Origin of the sequence: Butyricicoccus porcorum, from assembly GCF_051246315.1 — a bacterium.
GTDB lineage: Bacteria > Bacillota > Clostridia > Oscillospirales > Butyricicoccaceae > Butyricicoccus_A > Butyricicoccus_A porcorum.
In genome coordinates, this window is record NZ_CP178353.1 from 973,008 (window position 1) to 990,718 (window position 17,711).

The window sequence follows — 17,711 nt, forward strand, 5'->3', positions numbered from 1 at the left end:
TCATGAGCTTTGGAAAAAATCTGAAAGAGGGTCTGTTTACCAATAACCCGGTACTTGTTCAGCTGATCGGCATGTGCCCGACACTGGCAACCACGACCTCAGTCGTCAACGGCGTGGGCATGGGTCTGTCCGCTACAGCGGTACTGATCTGCTCCAACATCGTTATTTCCCTGCTGCGTAAGTTTATCCCGAATAAGGTTCGTATCGCGGCATACATCACCGTTATCGCAGGCTTCGTTACGATGATCGACCTGCTGCTTCAGGCGTTTATCCCATCGCTGTCCGCGTCGCTGGGTCTGTTCATCCCGCTGATCGTCGTAAACTGCATCATCCTCGGCCGTGCCGAGGCGTTCGCTTCCAAGAATTCGGTCGGCGCATCCGCAGTCGACGGTCTGGTTATGGGTCTCGGCTTTACGTTCGCGCTGGTTATCATGTCTGTTGTCCGTGAGCTGCTGGGTGCAGGAACCATCGGCGGCGGCCTGATTACGGTATTCAGCCAGCCGGCCACCATTATGATCCTGCCGGCAGGCGGCTTCCTGACGCTCGGCTTCGTCATTGCTGTCATGCAGAAGCTGCTGAAGAAAGGAGAGTAATGTACAATGACATCTATTTTATCGATTTCTCTCAGCGCCATTCTGATTAACAACTTTATCATGTCCCAGTTCCTCGGCTGCTGCCCGTTCTTCGGCGTATCCAAGAAGATCGACACCGCAGTCGGCATGGGCATGGCGGTAACCTTCGTTATGGGTCTGGCATCCGCCGTTACGTGGCTGATTAACACCTTCGTTCTGGTTCCGCTGGGTCTGAACTATATGCAGACGGTCGCATTTATTCTGGTCATCGCAACGCTCGTACAGTTCGTAGAGATGTTCCTGATGAAGGCGATGCCGTCGCTGTATCAGGCGCTGGGTATTTTCCTTCCGCTGATTACCACCAACTGTGCGGTTCTGGGCGTTGCGCTGCAGAACGTACAGAACAGCTATAATTTCCTCGAATCCATCGTTTACGGCATCACCGGTGGCCTCGGCTTTACGCTGGCTATCGTACTGTTCGCATCCATCCGTGAGCGTCTGGCTGCATCGGCAGATTGCCCGAAGTGCTTTGAGGGCTTCCCGATTGCCCTGATTTCCGCTTCTCTGATGGCGATGGCGTTCCTGGGCTTCAGCGGCATGAAGATCTGGTAAACCCGACGGTCAGAGAATAGGAGTTGAATCACAAATGATGAGTATTGTTTCTGCGGTGCTGGTTCTGGGCGTCATGGGCTTGCTGTTCGGCCTGATCCTTGCATTCGCATCCAAAATCTTTGCCGTCGAGGTAGACGAGCGCATTCCGGCTGTACAGGAGTGCCTGCCGGGTGCAAACTGCGGCGGCTGTGGCTACGCAGGCTGTAACGGCCTGGCAACCGCCATCGTCGAGGGCAAGGCACCGGTCAACGGCTGCCCGGTCGGCGGCGCAGCAGCAGCAGAGAAGATCGCTGCTGTCCTGGGCGTTGAGGTCACCGAATCGGAAAAGATGGTTGCACACGTACACTGCTCCGGTACCTGCGAAAACGCAAAGAACCGTGCAAAGTATGAAGGCATTGAGGATTGCCTGGGCGCAATCCGCGTTGCAAACGGCTATAAGGAATGTGCATTTGCCTGCCTCGGTCTCGGCACCTGTGAGAAGGCATGCCCGTTCGGCGCAATCCATGTTGTCGACGGTGTTGCCAAGGTTGACACTTCCAAGTGTACCGCATGCTCCAAGTGTATTGCCGCATGCCCGAAGCACATCATCTCCCTCGTTCCGGAGAAGAATGCAGTCCGCGTCGACTGTTCTTCCAAGGCAAAGGGCAAGGACGTTATGGATGCATGCGCGGTCGGCTGTATCGGCTGCGGTCTGTGTGAGAAGACCTGTAAGTTCGACGCCATCCATATGGAAGGCAACCTCCCGGTTATCGATTACGATAAGTGTAAGGGCTGCCAGATGTGTGCAAAGGCTTGCCCGCGCCACATCATCGAGCCGTGGAACACCCCGGAGAAGGTCAAGGAGCTTCAGGAGCTCAAGGCAAAGCAGGCAGCTGCCAAGAAGGCTGCCATGGAAAAGGCTGCCGCTGCCAAGAAGGCACAGGAAGCTGCTTCCGCTCCGGCAGATAAGTAAGTTCTGTCGGTCCAACAAAATTTTAAGTATGTAAAGAGGAGACGCCCATGAACAGCAATCATACCCCCAATCAATCCCGCATCCGCCGCACGGTGGCCGCTGTCTTGATTGTGGCGGTGCTGGTTGTTGCCGTGGGCGTCTTTCTTGTTGCACAGTGCCTGTCGTTCGACGGGGACGGCGCACATGTCATCGACCGCTACGGTGTGCTGGCGCAGGAGGCGCAGCAGCTGGAAAGCACAGGCAGTGCGCAGCCGGTGGAGGAGCAGCCGCAGGAGGAGACCCCTGTGGAGCAGCCTGAGCCGGAACCGGAAGGCACAGACCGCATTGTCATGCTGGCGGCGAGTGCCGTCGCGGACGAACAGGATCGTATTCTGGAGCTGGCGGAGAGCGGCGCACTTGATACCGTCGTGGTCAACATCAAGGACGATGAGGGCAATCTGAATCTCTCTGTCGACACCAATGAGATCGATGAGGTGGAATATCTGGTCGACAGTGACGCGGATGCGCTGAAAGAAGCCATCGGCGCGCTGAAGGAGGCGGGCGTGCACGTCATCGGGCGCATTTACTGCCTGCACGATGCACAGGCGACCGATTATAATTCCGACCTTGCGATTCAGTTCGAGAACGGCGGCACATGGCTGGATTATGACAACACCCGCTGGCTCGATCCGACGAATGATGACACGGTAAGCTATCTGTGTGACATCGCAAAGAGCGCGGCAGAGGCGGGCTGTGATGAGCTGATGCTCGCCGATTTCACCTTCCCGCCGCGCGGACATCTCGACCGCGCAGAGTTTGACCGCGATCCGGACGATCAGGCTGCTGTCCTGCTGGACGCGCTGGAGGAGATCCGGCATGCGGCAGGCGATGCAGCCGTCAGCCTGACGGCGGATTCGCTGTCCGATCTGACCGACCTCTCGGCAAACGGCGCGGAGGACGGCATTCCGGTCGGCGACGTCGGTGCGCTGCTGGATGCGGCAGACCGGCTGTTTGTCCCGGTGGACGGCACGGACGAGGCGGACAGCCTGACGGATGCCATCCACGAGCTGGCGGAAAACGCGGTTGTTGTCCCGGTGTTCTACAGTGGGGATGCATGGATCGCATATGACGGCACGGCGGCGCTGAATGGTGTTGCTGACAGTGAGGGCGCGCTGGATGCGGCGGAAAACCGCCTGACCGGTTCTTATGACCATTCTGACCATTCCGATGATTCCGAGGAATACAACGATTCGGACGAATACAGTCAGGAGGACGATTCGGACGGGTACGACGATTCCGACGACACAGATGACACAGATGACTCAGATGATGGGTACGACGACGAAGAATAATGTGGAAACCTCCCCCAAACGGGAGGTTTTTTGTGCACAGAATAAACTGACGGAGTACGAAGCAAGCCAGATTCAACGATACCACGAACGGCAAATCAGGCGCTGGAAGCGTGAGTATGCTGCAATGGATGCAGCAGGACTGGATACCACAGAAGCGGCGGTCAAGATACGCAGCTGGAACGAACGGCAGAATGATTTCATTCGGCAGACCGGCTTCAAACGACAGGCTGACCAGGAACAGACTGCTATGCGCAGGACAACGAGGGGACGAAAGAAAGATATTGAAAATAACAAGGAGCCTGATATAATTAAGTCGAATATTACTGGGAACGGAGGTGCAGATGTGCACCATATAGGTAGGTTGAATCGAAGTATTTATCGCTGTGTAACGAACGATATTGTCACCGACGAAGTTATCATAACGGATAAACAGATTCAGCATATTAAAGACCGGCATCCCAATGATTTTGAGAGATATTGTTCTTATTTTAGAGAAATTGTATCGAATCCAGATTATATCATTGAGGCAAACAAACCTAATTCAGCCTTGGTTTTGAAAGAAATCATGATTCATGGGGAAGTCTTTAAAATGGTTGTTAGACTTGCAACATCACAAGATGATCCTAAGTATAAGAACTCGATCATTACATTTATGAAAATTGACAGAAAGGAGTGGAATCGCTTACTTCGAAACAAAAGAATTCTTTACAAAAAGGAATAGAAATGATATAATAATAGTACAATAAGAATGGTTATCTGAGGTGGAAAATTTCGTCCGATCCACACGCCGATGGCTTGACAGGGGAAACCCGAGAGATGCAGGAGAACCGGACGCCTGCCAGATAACCAAGAAATCGTGCGGAGCCGCTTTCGAGCGGCTTCTGCATTGTAAGCCGCCAAGCGCGAGCAAGGCGGTTTCCTTATGCCCATTTTTAGGATAACGAAGAATAATATGGAAACCTCCCCCAAACGGGAGGTTTTTTGTGCACAGAATACACAGATTTCCGGCTGATACACGGGTGCAGGCCGGATTTTTTGCGCCAATTTTCCCTCGTTTACAAAAAAAGTGATGAATTACGCCATAAAATGCCGTATAATAGAAGGCGAAGTATGCAGTTACGAAGAGGAGGAGCGGGCATGAGTAAGAAAATTTTGATCGTGGAAGACGACGGCAATATCCGTGAGCTTCTGCGTTTGTACCTCGAACGCGAGGGATATGAAATTACCGAGGCGGAAAACGGTGAGGAGGGCGTTGCGCAGTGGCGCAAGGTCAATCCGGACATGATCCTGCTGGATGTCATGATGCCGGTTATGGACGGCTGGGAGGTCTGTAAGATCATCCGTGCCGAGAGTAAGGTGCCGATTATTATCCTCACCGCCAAGGGCGAAACCTTCGACAAGGTCAACGGTCTGGAGATGGGCGCCGATGACTACATCGTCAAGCCGCTGGAGATGCGCGAGGTTGTCGCGCGTGTGCGTGCGGTGTTCCGCCGCTTTGCGCCGGAGGACAGCGGCAAAATCTCGTTTGACAAGCTGACGATAGACAAGCAGGCGTATGACCTGATTATCGACGGCAAGCGCGTCGATGCGCCGCCGAAGGAAATCGAACTGCTGTATTTTCTGGCGTCCAGCCCGAACCGCGTGTTCACGCGCGCACAGCTGTTGGATGATGTCTGGGGCTTTGACTATTTCGGCGATACCCGTACCGTCGATGTCCATGTCAAGCGCCTGCGCGAAAAGCTGGAGGGCGTCAGCGATAAATGGGAGCTGAAAACCGTCTGGGGCGTCGGCTATAAATTTGAAACCAGGGATTGATCCATGAGAAATATTTTTGTCAAGAACTATATGGCGTTCGCGCTGCTGATTCTCGTCAGCTTTACCTTTGCGGGCGGCGTGTTCATGGCGCAGGTCAGCCGCTATTCCGTGCAGGAAAAGCAGGAGCAGCTGGAAACAACCGTCAGCTATGTCGATGCGATTGTCGAAAACAACACCATCCTGTTGCAGACGCAGGACAATACATTCCTCAAGACCTATCTGGACCAGCAGGCAGCGGTCAGCGGCTGTACCATCCTGCTGACCGACGCGCAGGGCAAGGTGCTGATCTGCTCGCTGCCAAAGGATGACGGCATCGAAAAGGATCAGATTCAAGGCACGGTCAGCGGTAAGCTGGTGCAGTCCATCCGGGACAAGGGTTCGTACTTTGGACTCGGCAATGTCAGCGGTCTGTTTTCAGAAAACTATTTCATTGCGGGCGCAAACTGTACAGATGACGCCGCTGAGACGGTCGCGCTGGTCATTGCGGCAATCCCGTCTGCCTCGACCACCGGACTGATGCATACCATCATGCGCAGCTATCTGTTCATTATTGCGATTACGCTGGTGCTGACACTGATTATCAGCTGGTTCCTGTCGGATATGCTGACGCGGCCGCTCAAGGGACTGGTTTCCGCGGCGAAAAAGTTCGGGCATGGCGAATTTGACGTGCGCGTTTCGGAGAACAACAACTGCGATGAAATCGACGAGCTGGCAGTCAGCTTCAACAACATGGCGACATCGCTGCAACAGCAGGAGGAGCTCAGCCGCGGCTTTGTCGCAAATGTTTCGCATGAGCTCAAGACTCCGATGACCTCCATCCGCGGCTTTGTCGACGGCATGCTGGACGGCACGATTCCGCAGGAACGCCATCCGCAGTACCTGCGAATTATTTCGGAGGAGGTCGACCGCCTGTCACGCCTCGTCATGCGCATGCTGGATGCGGCGAAAATTCAGGCAGGCGAGCTGATTATCACACCTGCGCCGTTTGATCTGACGGAAATGGCAGCGCGTGTGCTCATCAGCTTTGAAAAGCAGATCAACGACAAAAAGCTGGAAATGGATGTCGATTTGCAGGACAGCCTGATTGTCAACGGCGACAGTGACCATATTTACCGTGTGGTTTACAATCTTGTGGACAATGCAGTCAAGTTCGTGAATGAGGGCGGCACGCTGACCATCCGCGCGGAGGTGGAGGGCACAATGAGCCTGTTCTCTATCCGAAACACCGGCTCGGAAATTCCGGCGGAGGATCTGCCGCATGTATTCGACCGCTTTTACAAGGTTGACCGCAGCCGCAGCCGTGACCGCACGGGCGCGGGTCTCGGCCTGTATATCGTCAAATCCATCGTCAATCTGCACGGCGGTGATATTTCGGTGCGCTCAGCGAACGGCGAAACCGAGTTCGCATTCACTGTTCCGCTTGCGCAGAAATCCTCCGGCGGGAAGGAAGACCGCCAGCTGACACAGAAATAACACAGAAAACGCCTCTGCAAGTTGCGCAGAGGCGTTTGTTTTGCACAGCGGGTGACATTCACAAAATCTTAACATTGGCGACAACGAAAAACCATATTTTGCGCGTACAATAGAAGCATAACAAGGGAGGCTACGCTTATGGACGAGTTGAATCGGAATACCGAGCACGAAGATCCCCAAACTACACCGTTCCAGACGCCGGTGCGCGGCGCAGATGAGCGGCCGGGAAGTGCATATCAGAATACAGGCAGCAATCAGTCGTATACCTATGGCAGTCAGAATACTTCTGCCGGAAGTACGGGCGGCGGCAGTACACCGCCTCCCAGCGGCCCCTCTGCCTATGAGCAGTGGAGCGGCGGACAGAAACCGAATCGAAATAAAAAACCGCGCAAAAACGGGAAATTCCCGTGGAAACCGGTTATTGCAGGCGTTATCATCGCGGCAGTGGCGTTTGGTGGCGGCATGCTCGCAGGCGGCGGCATTGACCTGTCCGGCCTGACGGCGGACAGCTCGAGCAGTGCGGTGGACAGCGGCAGCGGCCTGCCGGACGATTCTACAAAGATGCAGGTCAGCGGTACATCCAGCGCGGGCAGCGATGACGCGGCGAGCTATTCCGGCGTGTATGAAAAGGTGACCCCATCTATCGTGTCCATTGTCGTCGATGACATTCAGATGGGCAGTGAGTCGTCCGGCTCGGGCGTCATCATGAGTGAAGACGGTTATATCATCACGAACAACCATGTTGTGGAGGACGGCGACAAAATCACCGTTGTAATGAACGATTCAACCACCTATGAGGCGGAACTGATCGGCACGGATGAACAGACCGATCTCGCTGTGCTCAAGATTGACGCAGACGGGCTGACGGCCGCGGAATTTGGCAATTCGGACGACGTGAAGGTCGGCGACCGTGCATTTGCCATCGGTTCGCCCGGCGGTGTGGAATTCCAGAACAGCTTTACCGGCGGCTTTATCTCCGCCATCAACCGCAATGTGACCATCAATGACCGTGAGATGACACTGATTCAGACGGACACTGCGATCAATCCGGGCAACTCCGGCGGCGCGCTCATCAATACGAGCGGCCAGGTCATCGGAATCACCTCTTCCAAGCTGAGCGCGACCAGCTCGGACAGCGCTTCTATTGAGGGCATGGGCTTCGCCATCCCGACCAACACGGTCAAGGAGGTTGTCGACCAGCTGATTGCCTACGGTCATGTCACCGGCCGTCCGGCGATTGGAATCAGCGGCTATGACATCGATGAGATGCGCGCGGCCTATTACAAAATCCCGCAGGGTGTCATGGTCACCAGTGTCGATACGGCATCCGATGCCTACCAGAAGGGCATTAAGGAAGGCGATATCATCACCGGCGTCAACGGGCAGGAAATCACCTGCATGAGCGACATCAATTCGGTTAAGAACAACATGAAGGCGGGCGACACAATGGAGTTGACGGTCTATCGCTCCGGCAAGACGCTCACCGTCAGCATCACGTTGGTTGACCAGGCGGATCTGGCAGGTACCTCTGCGACACAGAATGATTCGTCCTCCTCGTCTCAGGACGGACAGACCAGCCCATATGGCGGTTACGGCTATACCATTCCGTAAATTTGATACACAACAGCGCTCTCCCGGCACGCACGACGCAGGGGGAGCGCTTCTGCGTTCGTATGTTTTTTGTAACAAAAGTGTTGGTCAAATACCCAAACAAACGGGAAAGTTCCGCAAATTTCGCGCAAAATGCCGTTTTTCTGCCGCCCTGCCCTTGCAAAGGGATGGGAAAAACGGTATGATAGTATTAAATATGCGATTCGTAAAAATTTGACGACTATACTATGTTTTTTCGAGGTGCAACATGGCAGTATTAAGATGCTATACTGAAAAACGCAGCGGATTTGACAGCGCATCGCAGTCGCTGTGCAGCAGCATGCGTGAGCTGCTGGAGATTCCGGCGCTCACCTATGTGCGCGAGCTGTGCCGCTATGATGTCGAGGGCATTGACGCGGAGGTCTATGCGAAGGCAAAGAATATTGTGTTCTCCGAGCCGATGGTGGATGACTGCTATGACGAGCAGTTCCCGATGCCGGAGGGTGATTACCGCATTCTCGCGGTCGAGCCGCTGCCGGGTCAGTATGACCAGCGTTCGGATTCGTGCGCGCAGTGCATTCAGCTGATGACGCAGGGCGAGCGCCCGAAGGTCGCGGCGGCACATATCTATGTGCTCGGCGGCAAGCTGACGGACGCAGAGCTGGACAAAATCCGCGGCTATCTCATCAACCCGGTGGATTCCCGCGAGGCTTCCGCAGAAAAGCCGGAAACGCTCGAGGCAAAGTATGCGATTCCGACCGCGGTTGACACCGTTGAGGGCTTTATCTCGATGGATACCGCAGCGCTGGAAGAGATGCGCACCAGCCTGGGTCTGGCAATGGAGCTGGACGACCTGCAGTTCCTCCAGAGCTATTTTGCAGGCGAGGAAAAGCGCGACCCGACCATCACTGAGGTGCGCATGATCGATACCTATTGGTCGGATCACTGCCGCCACACTACCTTCCTGACGGAGATCGACAACAGCATCATCGATGACCAGATGGTCAAGGATGCGTTTGACCGCTATCTGGCGGGCCGCCGCGAGGTCTATGGCGAGGAGAAGGCGGCAAAGCGTCCGATTACGCTGATGGATGTCGGCACCGCTGCCGGCAAGGTGCTCAAGAAGCGCGGCAATCTGGCAAACCTCGATGAGAGCGAGGAGATCAATGCGTGCTCCATCCGCATTCAGGCAACCGTAGACGGCAAGAAGGAGCCGTGGCTGCTGATGTTCAAGAATGAGACGCACAACCATCCGACCGAAATCGAACCGTTCGGCGGCGCGGCAACCTGCCTTGGCGGTGCCATCCGTGACCCGCTGTCCGGCAGAAGCTACGTCTATCAGGCGATGCGCGTCACCGGTGCAGGCGATCCGACTGTCCCGCTGAACGAGACGCTGGAGCACAAGCTGCCGCAGCGCAAGCTGTGTACGACAGCGGCGGGCGGTTATTCGTCTTACGGCAACCAGATCGGCCTTTCCACCGGCCTTGTCCATGAAATTTACCATCCGGGCTACGTTGCAAAGCGCATGGAAATCGGCGCAGTTGTCGGCGCGGCTCCAATTGATAACGTCATCCGTGAGGTTCCGGATCCGGGCGATATCGTCATCCTGCTCGGCGGACGCACCGGCCGCGACGGCTGTGGCGGCGCAACCGGTTCCTCCAAGAGCCACACCACAGAGTCGCTGGAAACCTGCGGCGCAGAGGTCCAGAAGGGCAATCCGCCGGAGGAGCGCAAGATTCAGCGCCTGTTCCGCAATCCGGAGGTCACCCGCATGATCCGCCGTTGCAACGACTTCGGCGCGGGCGGCGTATCCGTCGCCATCGGCGAACTGGCAGATGGTCTGGATATCGACCTGAACGCCGTACCGAAGAAGTATGACGGCCTGGATGGCACCGAGCTGGCAATTTCCGAGTCTCAGGAGCGTATGGCAGTTGTCGTTGCGCCGGAAAATGTCGAAAAATTCATCAAAATGGCAAATGAGGAAAACATCGAGGCGACTGTCGTTGCGACGGTCACCGACACCAACCGCCTGCGCATGACGTGGAACGGCAAAACGATTGTCGATGTTTCCCGCGATTTCCTCAATACCAATGGCGCTTCCAAGCATGCGGATGCACACGTTTCCCAGCTGCCTGTTCCGAGCATTGAATGCCCGGCAGAGGGTGCAACGCTGAAGGAAAAGATGCTGAATCTGGCATCCACGCTGAATATCTGCCTCGAGCGCGGCCTGACGGAGCGCTTTGACGGCTCCATCGGTGCAAGCTCTGTCTTCATGCCGTATGGCGGCAAGAATCAGCTGACCCCGACACAGGTCATGGCAGCAACATTGCCGACCGCAGGCCAGTGCTCTACTGCGTCTGTCATGGGCTTCGGTTTTGATCCGTATTTCATGGAGCAGAATCCGTTCCTCGGCGCATCTTGCGCAGTCATCGAATCGATGGCGCGTCTGGTTGCCGCAGGCTGTGATTACCGCACCGCTTACCTGACCTTCCAGGAATATTTTGAACACCTCAACCGCGATCCGGAGAAGTTCGGCACGCCGCTTGCAGCTCTGCTCGGCGCATATGATGCACAGGAATCGCTGGGTCGTGCAGCCATCGGCGGCAAGGATTCCATGTCCGGTACCTATGATGATATGCATGTACCGCCCACGCTGGTTTCGTTTGCCATTGCACCGCAGGAGGCAGACCATCTGGTTTCGCCGGAATTCAAGGCGGCAGGTCATCCGGTTTACTTCTTCGACGCGACGTATAATATGGACGGTTCGCCGGATTATCAGGCGATCCGCGCGACGTGGGAGGTTGTACAGCGCCTGATCGACGAGGGGAAGGTTGCTGCATCGTGGGCACTGGCTTCCGGCGGCATCGCGGAAGGCATTATGAAGATGGCAATCGGCAACGACATCGGTTTCACCTTTGGGCCGGAGTTCACACCGGATGCGCTGTTCCTCAAGAATTACGGCGGCATCCTGATCGAAGCCACCGAAGAGCTGTACAACATGCCGCTGTGGCTGGTCGGTATGACCACCGACAAGCCGGAAATCGACGCATTCGGCGAAATCATTGCGCTGGATGATGTCAAGAATGCACTCGAAGGCACGCTGGAGAAGGTATTCCCGACCCGTGCCGCTGCTTCTGACGACAAGATGGTCAAGCCGTCCTTCACCGAGCGCAACACCAAGGCACCGGCAGTCAAGACCGCACGTCCGGCTGCTGTCATCCCGGTATTCCCGGGCACCAACTGCGAATATGACACCGCAAAGGCTGTCGAAACCGCAGGCGGCGAGGCAAAGATTGTCGTTGTCCGCAACCTGTCGCAGGATGCACTGATGGCATCTGCGGAAGAGCTGGAGGCAGCAATCCGCTCGTCCCAGATGATGATTCTTCCGGGCGGTTTCTCCGGCGGCGACGAGCCGGACGGATCCGGTAAGTTCATCGCTTCGTTCCTGCGCGCACCGGCAATCAAGGATGCAGTTCATGATCTGCTGGGCAACCGTGACGGCCTGATGCTCGGCATCTGCAACGGCTTCCAGGCACTCATCAAGCTGGGTCTGGTGCCGTATGGCGAAATCCGTGATCTGGATGACACCTGCCCGACGCTGACCTACAACCTGATCGGCCGCCATCAGTCGCGCTATGTACAGACGCGCGTTGCGTCCGTCAAATCCCCGTGGCTGTCCTCCTGTGAGGTGGGCGATGTGCATTCGATCGCGGTTTCCCACGGCGAAGGCCGCTTCGTTGCGCCGCAGGCGGAAATTGACCGCCTGATTGCAAACGGTCAGGTCGCATTCCAGTATGTAGACTTTAACGGTGAGCCGTCGATGGACATCGCGTTCAACCCGAACGGTTCGATGTGCGCAATTGAGGGCATTACCTCTCCGGACGGTCGTGTGCTCGGCAAGATGGGTCACACCGAGCGCTATACCAGATATGTCGGTCAGAACATTTTTGGCGAAAAGTATCAGCCGCTGTTTGAAAACGGCGTAAAGTACTTCAAGTAAGGTTTAGCCGGATATAAGAAGAGCGCACCGCGGGCAGCTGCGGTGCGCTCGTTTGCGTTTTCCATGGTGTCCGGCGCAAGACGGGGGAGAAGGAGGGAGATTGCGAAAACTTTCGCTCAACTTGTCGCCAAACAATTGGATATTTCCTGAGTTTGTTGTATAATGATAGAAAACGCGGGACATACAGGGAGGAACCGCCCCGACAGGAAAGGCAGGACGGTTCCCGTATGCGAAAGGCGGTGTCGGCGCCGACAAACGGGTGCTGGAACTGGCCAGCGCAGAGGTTTCCCGCCTGTTCCAGCATATGAAAAGAAGGGCGATTGCGTGCGCCCGCAACAAGGGAAAGGAAAGAGTTTGTTATGATTAAGTTATCTCCTTCGATTCTGTCCGCTGATTTTGCGAATTTGCAGCGTGATATCGCTGTCGCTGTCGATGCCGGTGCAGAGTATGTCCATGTCGACTGCATGGACGGTCATTTTGTACCGAATCTGACCATCGGTGCGCCGGTTGTCAAGGCGCTGCGCAAGGCAACGGATGCCGTTCTCGATGTCCATCTGATGATTGCAAATCCGGATCAATACCTCGATGATTTCATCAAGGCAGGTTCGGATATCATCACGGTACATTATGAGTCCAACGGTGATACACTCGCGCAGGTGCGCAAGATCAAGGAGGCCGGTGTTCGCGCCTGTGTTTCCATCAAGCCGGGCACACCGGCAGATGTCCTGCTGCCGCTGCTGCCGGAGCTGGATATGGTACTGATTATGACGGTTGAGCCGGGCTTCGGCGGTCAGGGCTACATCGATGCCTGCACCGATAAAATCCGTGCAATCCGCAAGGCGATTGATGAGAACGGTTACCAGTGTGAGCTGGAAATTGATGGCGGCGCAAAGCTGACCAATACGCCGGACATCGTTGCAGCAGGTGCAAATGTCATCGTCGCAGGTTCTGCGGTCTTTGGCGGCGATATCGCAGGCAATGTAAAGGGCTTCAAGAAGATTTTCGACGAGTTCGAGAACAATTACTTTGCGTTCTGATTTTTGACAGATAAAATGCAATTCCGCCGCGGGATGCGCCCGCGGCGGAATTTTGTATTTGACAAAAAAGCGCTGCCCCAGATGAGGCAGCGCTTTGCGATTGTGTAGTATAATTACTCGACGGTGACAGACTTTGCGAGGTTTCTCGGCTTGTCGACATCACATCCGCGCTCAATGGCTGTGTAGTATGCGAACAGCTGCATCGGAACGACCGTCAGTGTAGAGGTGAAGATATCCTCTGTCTGCGGGATATAGAAGACCTTGTCTGCGACACCTTCGACATCTGTGCAGCCTTCCTTGACAATGGCGACAACATAAGCGCCGCGCGCCTTGACTTCCTTGACGTTGCTGACCAGCTTTTCATACAGCTGATCCTGCGTTGCAACGGCGACAACCAGCGTACCCTCTTCGATCAGGGAGATGGTGCCGTGCTTCAGCTCGCCTGCTGCATAGGCTTCGGAATGGACATAGGAGATTTCCTTCAGCTTCAGGGAGCTTTCCAGCGATGCACCGTAGTCGATGCCGCGGCCGATGACAAAGACATTGTTCTTGTCCGCATGCTGCTTGGCCAGAGCCTTGAGCGCATCCTCGTCGGCGAACAGGCTTTCCAACTGATCCGGCAGTGCTTCCAGTGCAGTGAGCAGCTTTGCAGCGGTCGCCGGCGCGATGGTCTGACGGATTTCGCCGAATTTGAGGGCAATCAGATACAGCACAGCCAGCTGCGTGCTGTAGCCCTTGGTGGTCGCGACGGCAATTTCCGGGCCTGCCATGGTATACAGGACGTCATCACTCTCACGGGCAATCGAGCTGCCAACCGCATTGACGATGGACAGAACATGGACATCGTTTGCCTTTGCTTCGCGCAGTGCCGCCAGCGTGTCAGCGGTTTCACCCGACTGGCTGATGGTGATGCACAGATCGTTGCGTCTGAGAATCGGACGGCGGTACCGGAATTCGGATGCCAGGTCGACCTCAACCGGGATGCGGGTCAGCTCTTCGATGACATATTTGCCGACAATGCCTGCATGCCAGGCGGAACCGCAGGCAACAATATGAATGCGGCCAATGTTCCGGATCTGATCGTCGGTCAGGCGGATTTTATCCAGACGGATATCGCCGTCGTGAATGCGCGAACCGATGCAGGTGCGCAGAGCAGCCGGCTGTTCCTTGATTTCCTTCATCATGAAGTAATCATAGCCGCCCTTTTCCGCTGCGGAAATATCGTAATCGACGGTATAAATATCGCGGTGAATCGGATTGCGGTCGGTATCCAGCAGTTCGACGGAATCTGCCTTGATGATGGCGATTTCATTATCGTTGAGCAGGTAATAGTTGCGGGTATGGTCGAGTACCGCAGGGATATCCGATGCGATATAATTCTCATGCTCGCCGAGGCCGATAATCATCGGGCTGTCCTTGCGGACGGCAAGCAGAGTGTCCGGGTAGTCGGTGCACAGAATGCCGAGTGCATACGAACCGCGGATGCGGCCGATAACCTTGATGAGTGTGCCGACCAGGTCGCCGTCATACAGCTTATCGAACAGCTGTGCGACAACCTCCGTGTCTGTCTCCGAACGGAAGACAACGCCTTGGGATTCCAGCTCTTCCTTCAGCGGGATGTAGTTTTCAATGATGCCGTTGTGTACAACGGTGATGCGTCCGCTCATGCTGGTATGCGGATGCGAATTGATGTCATTCGGTGCGCCGTGGGTTGCCCAGCGGGTATGGCCGATGCCCAGCGTGCCGGGGATGCCGCCTGCCGCATCGACCTTCTCACGCAGCGTTGCCAGACGGCCCTGCGACTTCATGGTGCGCACCTTGTCAGAAAAGACTGCAATTCCGGCAGAGTCATAGCCGCGGTATTCCAGCTTCTGAAGACCTTCCAGCAGGAAGGGCGCCGCTTCATTGTAGCCTGCATAACCTACGATTCCACACATAGTTCATTACCTCCGAGGTATATTAAGATTTTGTTGAGACACGGTTGCGTTTCCTTCTGTGCCTGTGGTTTCCCACAGGATTTGTAGAAACGCCATCGCCCGCGTGTCTGGCCGGGCGGGAAGCATCCGCCGAATTTTCGATCACTTCCACCTCGTCAGCATGCCCTGCACGGCAGCTCTGGCGCTTGGTTCCGGGCGGACAGAAGCAACTCTGCCGCAATGATTTCGCCGTGTGCAGCGGCGCCGGATGGGGAATATCCACCCTCTTATACCGCAATATTATACCATGTAATATCAAAAATAGGAAGGGCAATGATTGCCAATTTCCCACAGGCGCAGGTATGAGTCTTGTAAAATATATCCATACGCGAATCGAAACCACCAACATGAACCACAAACATTCAACATCTATTGACATTTTGCCCGCGGCGGTATATTGTGGATACAAATAAAATCAAACGGAAAGAAGGAACATTTTTTTGACAGTACTTAAACTTTTATCCGGCCCGATTATCGGTGCGATCATCGGCTATTGTACCAATTACATTGCGGTAAAGATGCTGTTCCGACCACTGCGTCCGGTGAAGCTGTTCGGCAGACAGCTGCCGTTTACGCCGGGTATTATCCCCAAGGGGAAGGCGCGGCTGGCGCGTGCCATCGGCGGCGTTGTCGGCACACAGCTGCTGACAGAGGATGACCTGAAACAAACGCTGATGAGTGACAGCGTGACCGAAAGCCTGCGGCGCAGCATTGACGGCGTGCTGGAGAGCAAGTCGGAGACCACCCTGCGGGAGGTCTGCTGTAAGGCGGTCGATGAGACACAATATGATGCGGGCAGCGCAGTCATGCAGGAAAAACTCGCGGAAACACTTGCGGAGCATGTGAATGACATGCAGCTGGGCGACACCATTGCGCAGCAGGTGCTGGAGGCAGTCCGACAGAAGGTATCCGGTTCGCTCATCGGCATGATGCTCAGTGGTGACATGCTGGACAGCTTTGCAGGCCCGATCCGCGATGGGGTGGACAATTATTTGCAGGGCAATGCATATGCGCTGCTGTATCCGCAGGTTACAAAGCTGTGGGGTGAAGCGGAACAGAAAAACATCGGTGATGTGAATGCACTGTTGACAGATGCAGGTGTTTCGCTGACGGATGTTGTGCTTCATATATATGAAGCAGCTGTTTCAGAAAAGGCGGCAAGTATCCTGCATTCCCTCGATCTTGGCGGCATTGCGGAGCAGAAGGTGAATGCGATGCAGCCGGAGGAGCTGGAACGGCTGGTACTGTCCGTCATGAAAAAGGAGCTGAATGCAGTTGTCAGTCTCGGCGCACTGGTCGGCTTTATTCTCGGACTGCTCAACCTGATTTTCTGAAAATTCTGACACGGGAGGAACGGAGAAATGTTTGAAGAAGAACTGCGCGGACGGGCGGTGCTCATCTGGCTGGATGACAACGCACCGGTGCTCAAGACCGATTATCTGGAAGAAATGATGATGCAGGCACCACAGGCGACACTGGCACAGACTGCGCAGTCGGTCGCACGGCAGTTTGGTCTGACCGGTACGCACTGGACACTGTGCCGTTGTTCCTTCGGGAAGGAGGGCGCACAGACGCATCCGATTTCCGATGCACAGATGCTCGGCGAGCTGCGCCTGCCGCTGACGCTGGCACTGGTCGATGATGAGGACATGCAGAAGCAGTGCCATGCGCTGGCGGAATGCAGGGCGTGAAAGGGGAACGGCCATGAAATCTGTTGAACTGCATATCCCCGCACTGGCGGAGCCGGAAAATCAGCCCAAATGGCTGCGACATCTGGGAACGGTCCACCATCATCGCATGCTGGTCTGCCGCCACTGCTTCCGTCTGGGATTATACCGGCAGGGGCTGATGCATGACCTGTCCAAATACAACCCGGTGGAATTTCTTGTCGGCGCGAAATATTATCAGGGGTTCCAGAGCCCGAACAATGCCGAGCGCATGGACCGCGGCTACAGCAGTGCATGGCTGCACCATAAGGGACGCAACAAGCACCATCTGGAATACTGGATTGACTATTCCCTTGGTGAGGAAAGCCCGCTTGCCGGCATGAAGATGCCGGTGGAATATGTCGCAGAGATGTTTTGCGACCGCGTCGCGGCGAGCAAGACCTATCTGGGCGACCAATATACCGATGGCGCCCCGTTGGCCTATTATGAAAAATCCAAGACGCATTACCTCATGCATCCGGAGACACGCGCGCTGCTGGAGCAAATGCTCACGATGCTCGCGGAACAGGGCGAGAATCGGACGTTCCATTATATCCGCTATCACATTCTGAAAAAGTGAGAGAAAAAAACGAAAGGCACGGGATTTCCTGTGCCTTTCTTCGTGAAAAAATCGGAGGATTTTGCGT

At 55.3% G+C, this 17,711-nt stretch carries 14 protein-coding genes; 13 read left to right on the top strand and 1 reads right to left on the bottom strand.

All coding sequences use genetic code 11. The features are described 5' to 3' along the window. Positions 1–2 precede the first annotated feature (2 nt). From ACLM7Z_RS04735 to rpe, 10 genes are all read left to right on the top strand, one after another. Entirely contained in the window at positions 3–593 is a 591-nt protein-coding gene (locus ACLM7Z_RS04735) for an RnfABCDGE type electron transport complex subunit E (RefSeq protein ID WP_087019326.1), read from the top strand. Positions 594–599: 6 nt separating this feature from the next. Beyond that, the gene (rsxA, locus tag ACLM7Z_RS04740; RefSeq protein WP_087019323.1) at positions 600–1,184 is read left to right on the top strand and encodes an electron transport complex subunit RsxA; all 585 of its coding nucleotides are present in this window, start codon (positions 600–602) and stop codon (positions 1,182–1,184) included. Between the two features lie 34 nt (positions 1,185–1,218). After that, positions 1,219–2,136: an RnfABCDGE type electron transport complex subunit B gene (locus ACLM7Z_RS04745; RefSeq protein WP_087019320.1), complete on the top strand. Its 918-nt coding sequence runs from the start codon at positions 1,219–1,221 to the stop codon at positions 2,134–2,136. Positions 2,137–2,183: 47 nt separating this feature from the next. Further along, positions 2,184–3,467 (top strand): putative glycoside hydrolase, encoded by a 1,284-nt coding sequence (locus tag ACLM7Z_RS04750; protein ID WP_273350075.1) that lies wholly within the window; start codon positions 2,184–2,186, stop codon positions 3,465–3,467. After that, a complete protein-coding gene (locus ACLM7Z_RS04755) occupies positions 3,433–4,188 on the top strand; it encodes a phage minor capsid protein (RefSeq protein ID WP_205703621.1) in 756 nt (251 codons plus the stop codon). The genes ACLM7Z_RS04750 and ACLM7Z_RS04755 overlap by 35 nt, the downstream gene beginning before the upstream one ends. Positions 4,189–4,604: 416 nt before the next feature. After that, positions 4,605–5,282, top strand: a complete 678-nt coding sequence (locus ACLM7Z_RS04760; RefSeq protein ID WP_087019311.1) for a response regulator transcription factor — start codon at positions 4,605–4,607, stop codon at positions 5,280–5,282. A gap of 3 nt (positions 5,283–5,285) precedes the next feature. Further along, positions 5,286–6,755 (top strand): ATP-binding protein, encoded by a 1,470-nt coding sequence (locus ACLM7Z_RS04765; RefSeq protein ID WP_435645635.1) that lies wholly within the window; start codon positions 5,286–5,288, stop codon positions 6,753–6,755. Positions 6,756–6,893: 138 nt separating this feature from the next. Further along, positions 6,894–8,366 (top strand): S1C family serine protease, encoded by a 1,473-nt coding sequence (locus ACLM7Z_RS04770; protein WP_435645636.1) that lies wholly within the window; start codon positions 6,894–6,896, stop codon positions 8,364–8,366. A 247-nt stretch (positions 8,367–8,613) separates the two neighbouring features. Beyond that, entirely contained in the window at positions 8,614–12,345 is a 3,732-nt protein-coding gene (locus ACLM7Z_RS04775; RefSeq protein WP_087019303.1) for a phosphoribosylformylglycinamidine synthase, read from the top strand. Positions 12,346–12,704: 359 nt separating this feature from the next. Further along, positions 12,705–13,382 (top strand): ribulose-phosphate 3-epimerase, encoded by a 678-nt coding sequence (gene rpe / locus ACLM7Z_RS04780; protein WP_087019300.1) that lies wholly within the window; start codon positions 12,705–12,707, stop codon positions 13,380–13,382. 113 nt (positions 13,383–13,495) lie between these two features. Here the strand turns inward: rpe and glmS are convergent, their stop codons facing one another. After that, positions 13,496–15,319, bottom strand: a complete 1,824-nt coding sequence (gene glmS / locus ACLM7Z_RS04785) for a glutamine--fructose-6-phosphate transaminase (isomerizing) (RefSeq protein ID WP_087019297.1) — start codon at positions 15,317–15,319, stop codon at positions 13,496–13,498. A gap of 479 nt (positions 15,320–15,798) precedes the next feature. On the opposite strand from glmS, the gene ACLM7Z_RS04790 reads away from it, so the two are divergent. The 3 genes from ACLM7Z_RS04790 to ACLM7Z_RS04800 all read left to right on the top strand — a co-directional run bounded on the left by ACLM7Z_RS04790 (position 15,799) and on the right by ACLM7Z_RS04800 (position 17,644). After that, a complete protein-coding gene (locus ACLM7Z_RS04790) occupies positions 15,799–16,692 on the top strand; it encodes a DUF445 domain-containing protein (RefSeq protein WP_087019295.1) in 894 nt (297 codons plus the stop codon). Positions 16,693–16,719: 27 nt separating this feature from the next. Next, positions 16,720–17,049, top strand: a complete 330-nt coding sequence (locus ACLM7Z_RS04795) for a hypothetical protein (RefSeq protein ID WP_087019292.1) — start codon at positions 16,720–16,722, stop codon at positions 17,047–17,049. A 106-nt stretch (positions 17,050–17,155) separates the two neighbouring features. Further along, complete coding sequence (locus tag ACLM7Z_RS04800) at positions 17,156–17,644, top strand: DUF5662 family protein (RefSeq protein WP_087019801.1); 489 nt, start codon at positions 17,156–17,158, stop codon at positions 17,642–17,644. Positions 17,645–17,711: the final 67 nt, after the last annotated feature.

Bases quoted from the DNA above. Each gene is read 5' to 3' on its own strand.
- rsxA (WP_087019323.1), top strand. From the start codon at position 600: ATGACATCTATTTTATCGATTTCTCTCAGCGCCATTCTGATTAACAAC.
- glmS (WP_087019297.1), bottom strand. From the start codon at position 15,319: ATGTGTGGAATCGTAGGTTATGCAGGCTACAATGAAGCGGCGCCCTTC.
- ACLM7Z_RS04735 (WP_087019326.1), top strand. From the start codon at position 3: ATGAGCTTTGGAAAAAATCTGAAAGAGGGTCTGTTTACCAATAACCCG.
- ACLM7Z_RS04775 (WP_087019303.1), top strand. From the start codon at position 8,614: ATGGCAGTATTAAGATGCTATACTGAAAAACGCAGCGGATTTGACAGC.
- ACLM7Z_RS04750 (WP_273350075.1), top strand. From the start codon at position 2,184: ATGAACAGCAATCATACCCCCAATCAATCCCGCATCCGCCGCACGGTG.
- ACLM7Z_RS04745 (WP_087019320.1), top strand. From the start codon at position 1,219: ATGATGAGTATTGTTTCTGCGGTGCTGGTTCTGGGCGTCATGGGCTTG.
- ACLM7Z_RS04760 (WP_087019311.1), top strand. From the start codon at position 4,605: ATGAGTAAGAAAATTTTGATCGTGGAAGACGACGGCAATATCCGTGAG.
- rpe (WP_087019300.1), top strand. From the start codon at position 12,705: ATGATTAAGTTATCTCCTTCGATTCTGTCCGCTGATTTTGCGAATTTG.
- ACLM7Z_RS04765 (WP_435645635.1), top strand. From the start codon at position 5,286: ATGAGAAATATTTTTGTCAAGAACTATATGGCGTTCGCGCTGCTGATT.
- ACLM7Z_RS04770 (WP_435645636.1), top strand. From the start codon at position 6,894: ATGGACGAGTTGAATCGGAATACCGAGCACGAAGATCCCCAAACTACA.
- ACLM7Z_RS04800 (WP_087019801.1), top strand. From the start codon at position 17,156: ATGCTGGTCTGCCGCCACTGCTTCCGTCTGGGATTATACCGGCAGGGG.
- ACLM7Z_RS04755 (WP_205703621.1), top strand. From the start codon at position 3,433: ATGACTCAGATGATGGGTACGACGACGAAGAATAATGTGGAAACCTCC.
- ACLM7Z_RS04795 (WP_087019292.1), top strand. From the start codon at position 16,720: ATGTTTGAAGAAGAACTGCGCGGACGGGCGGTGCTCATCTGGCTGGAT.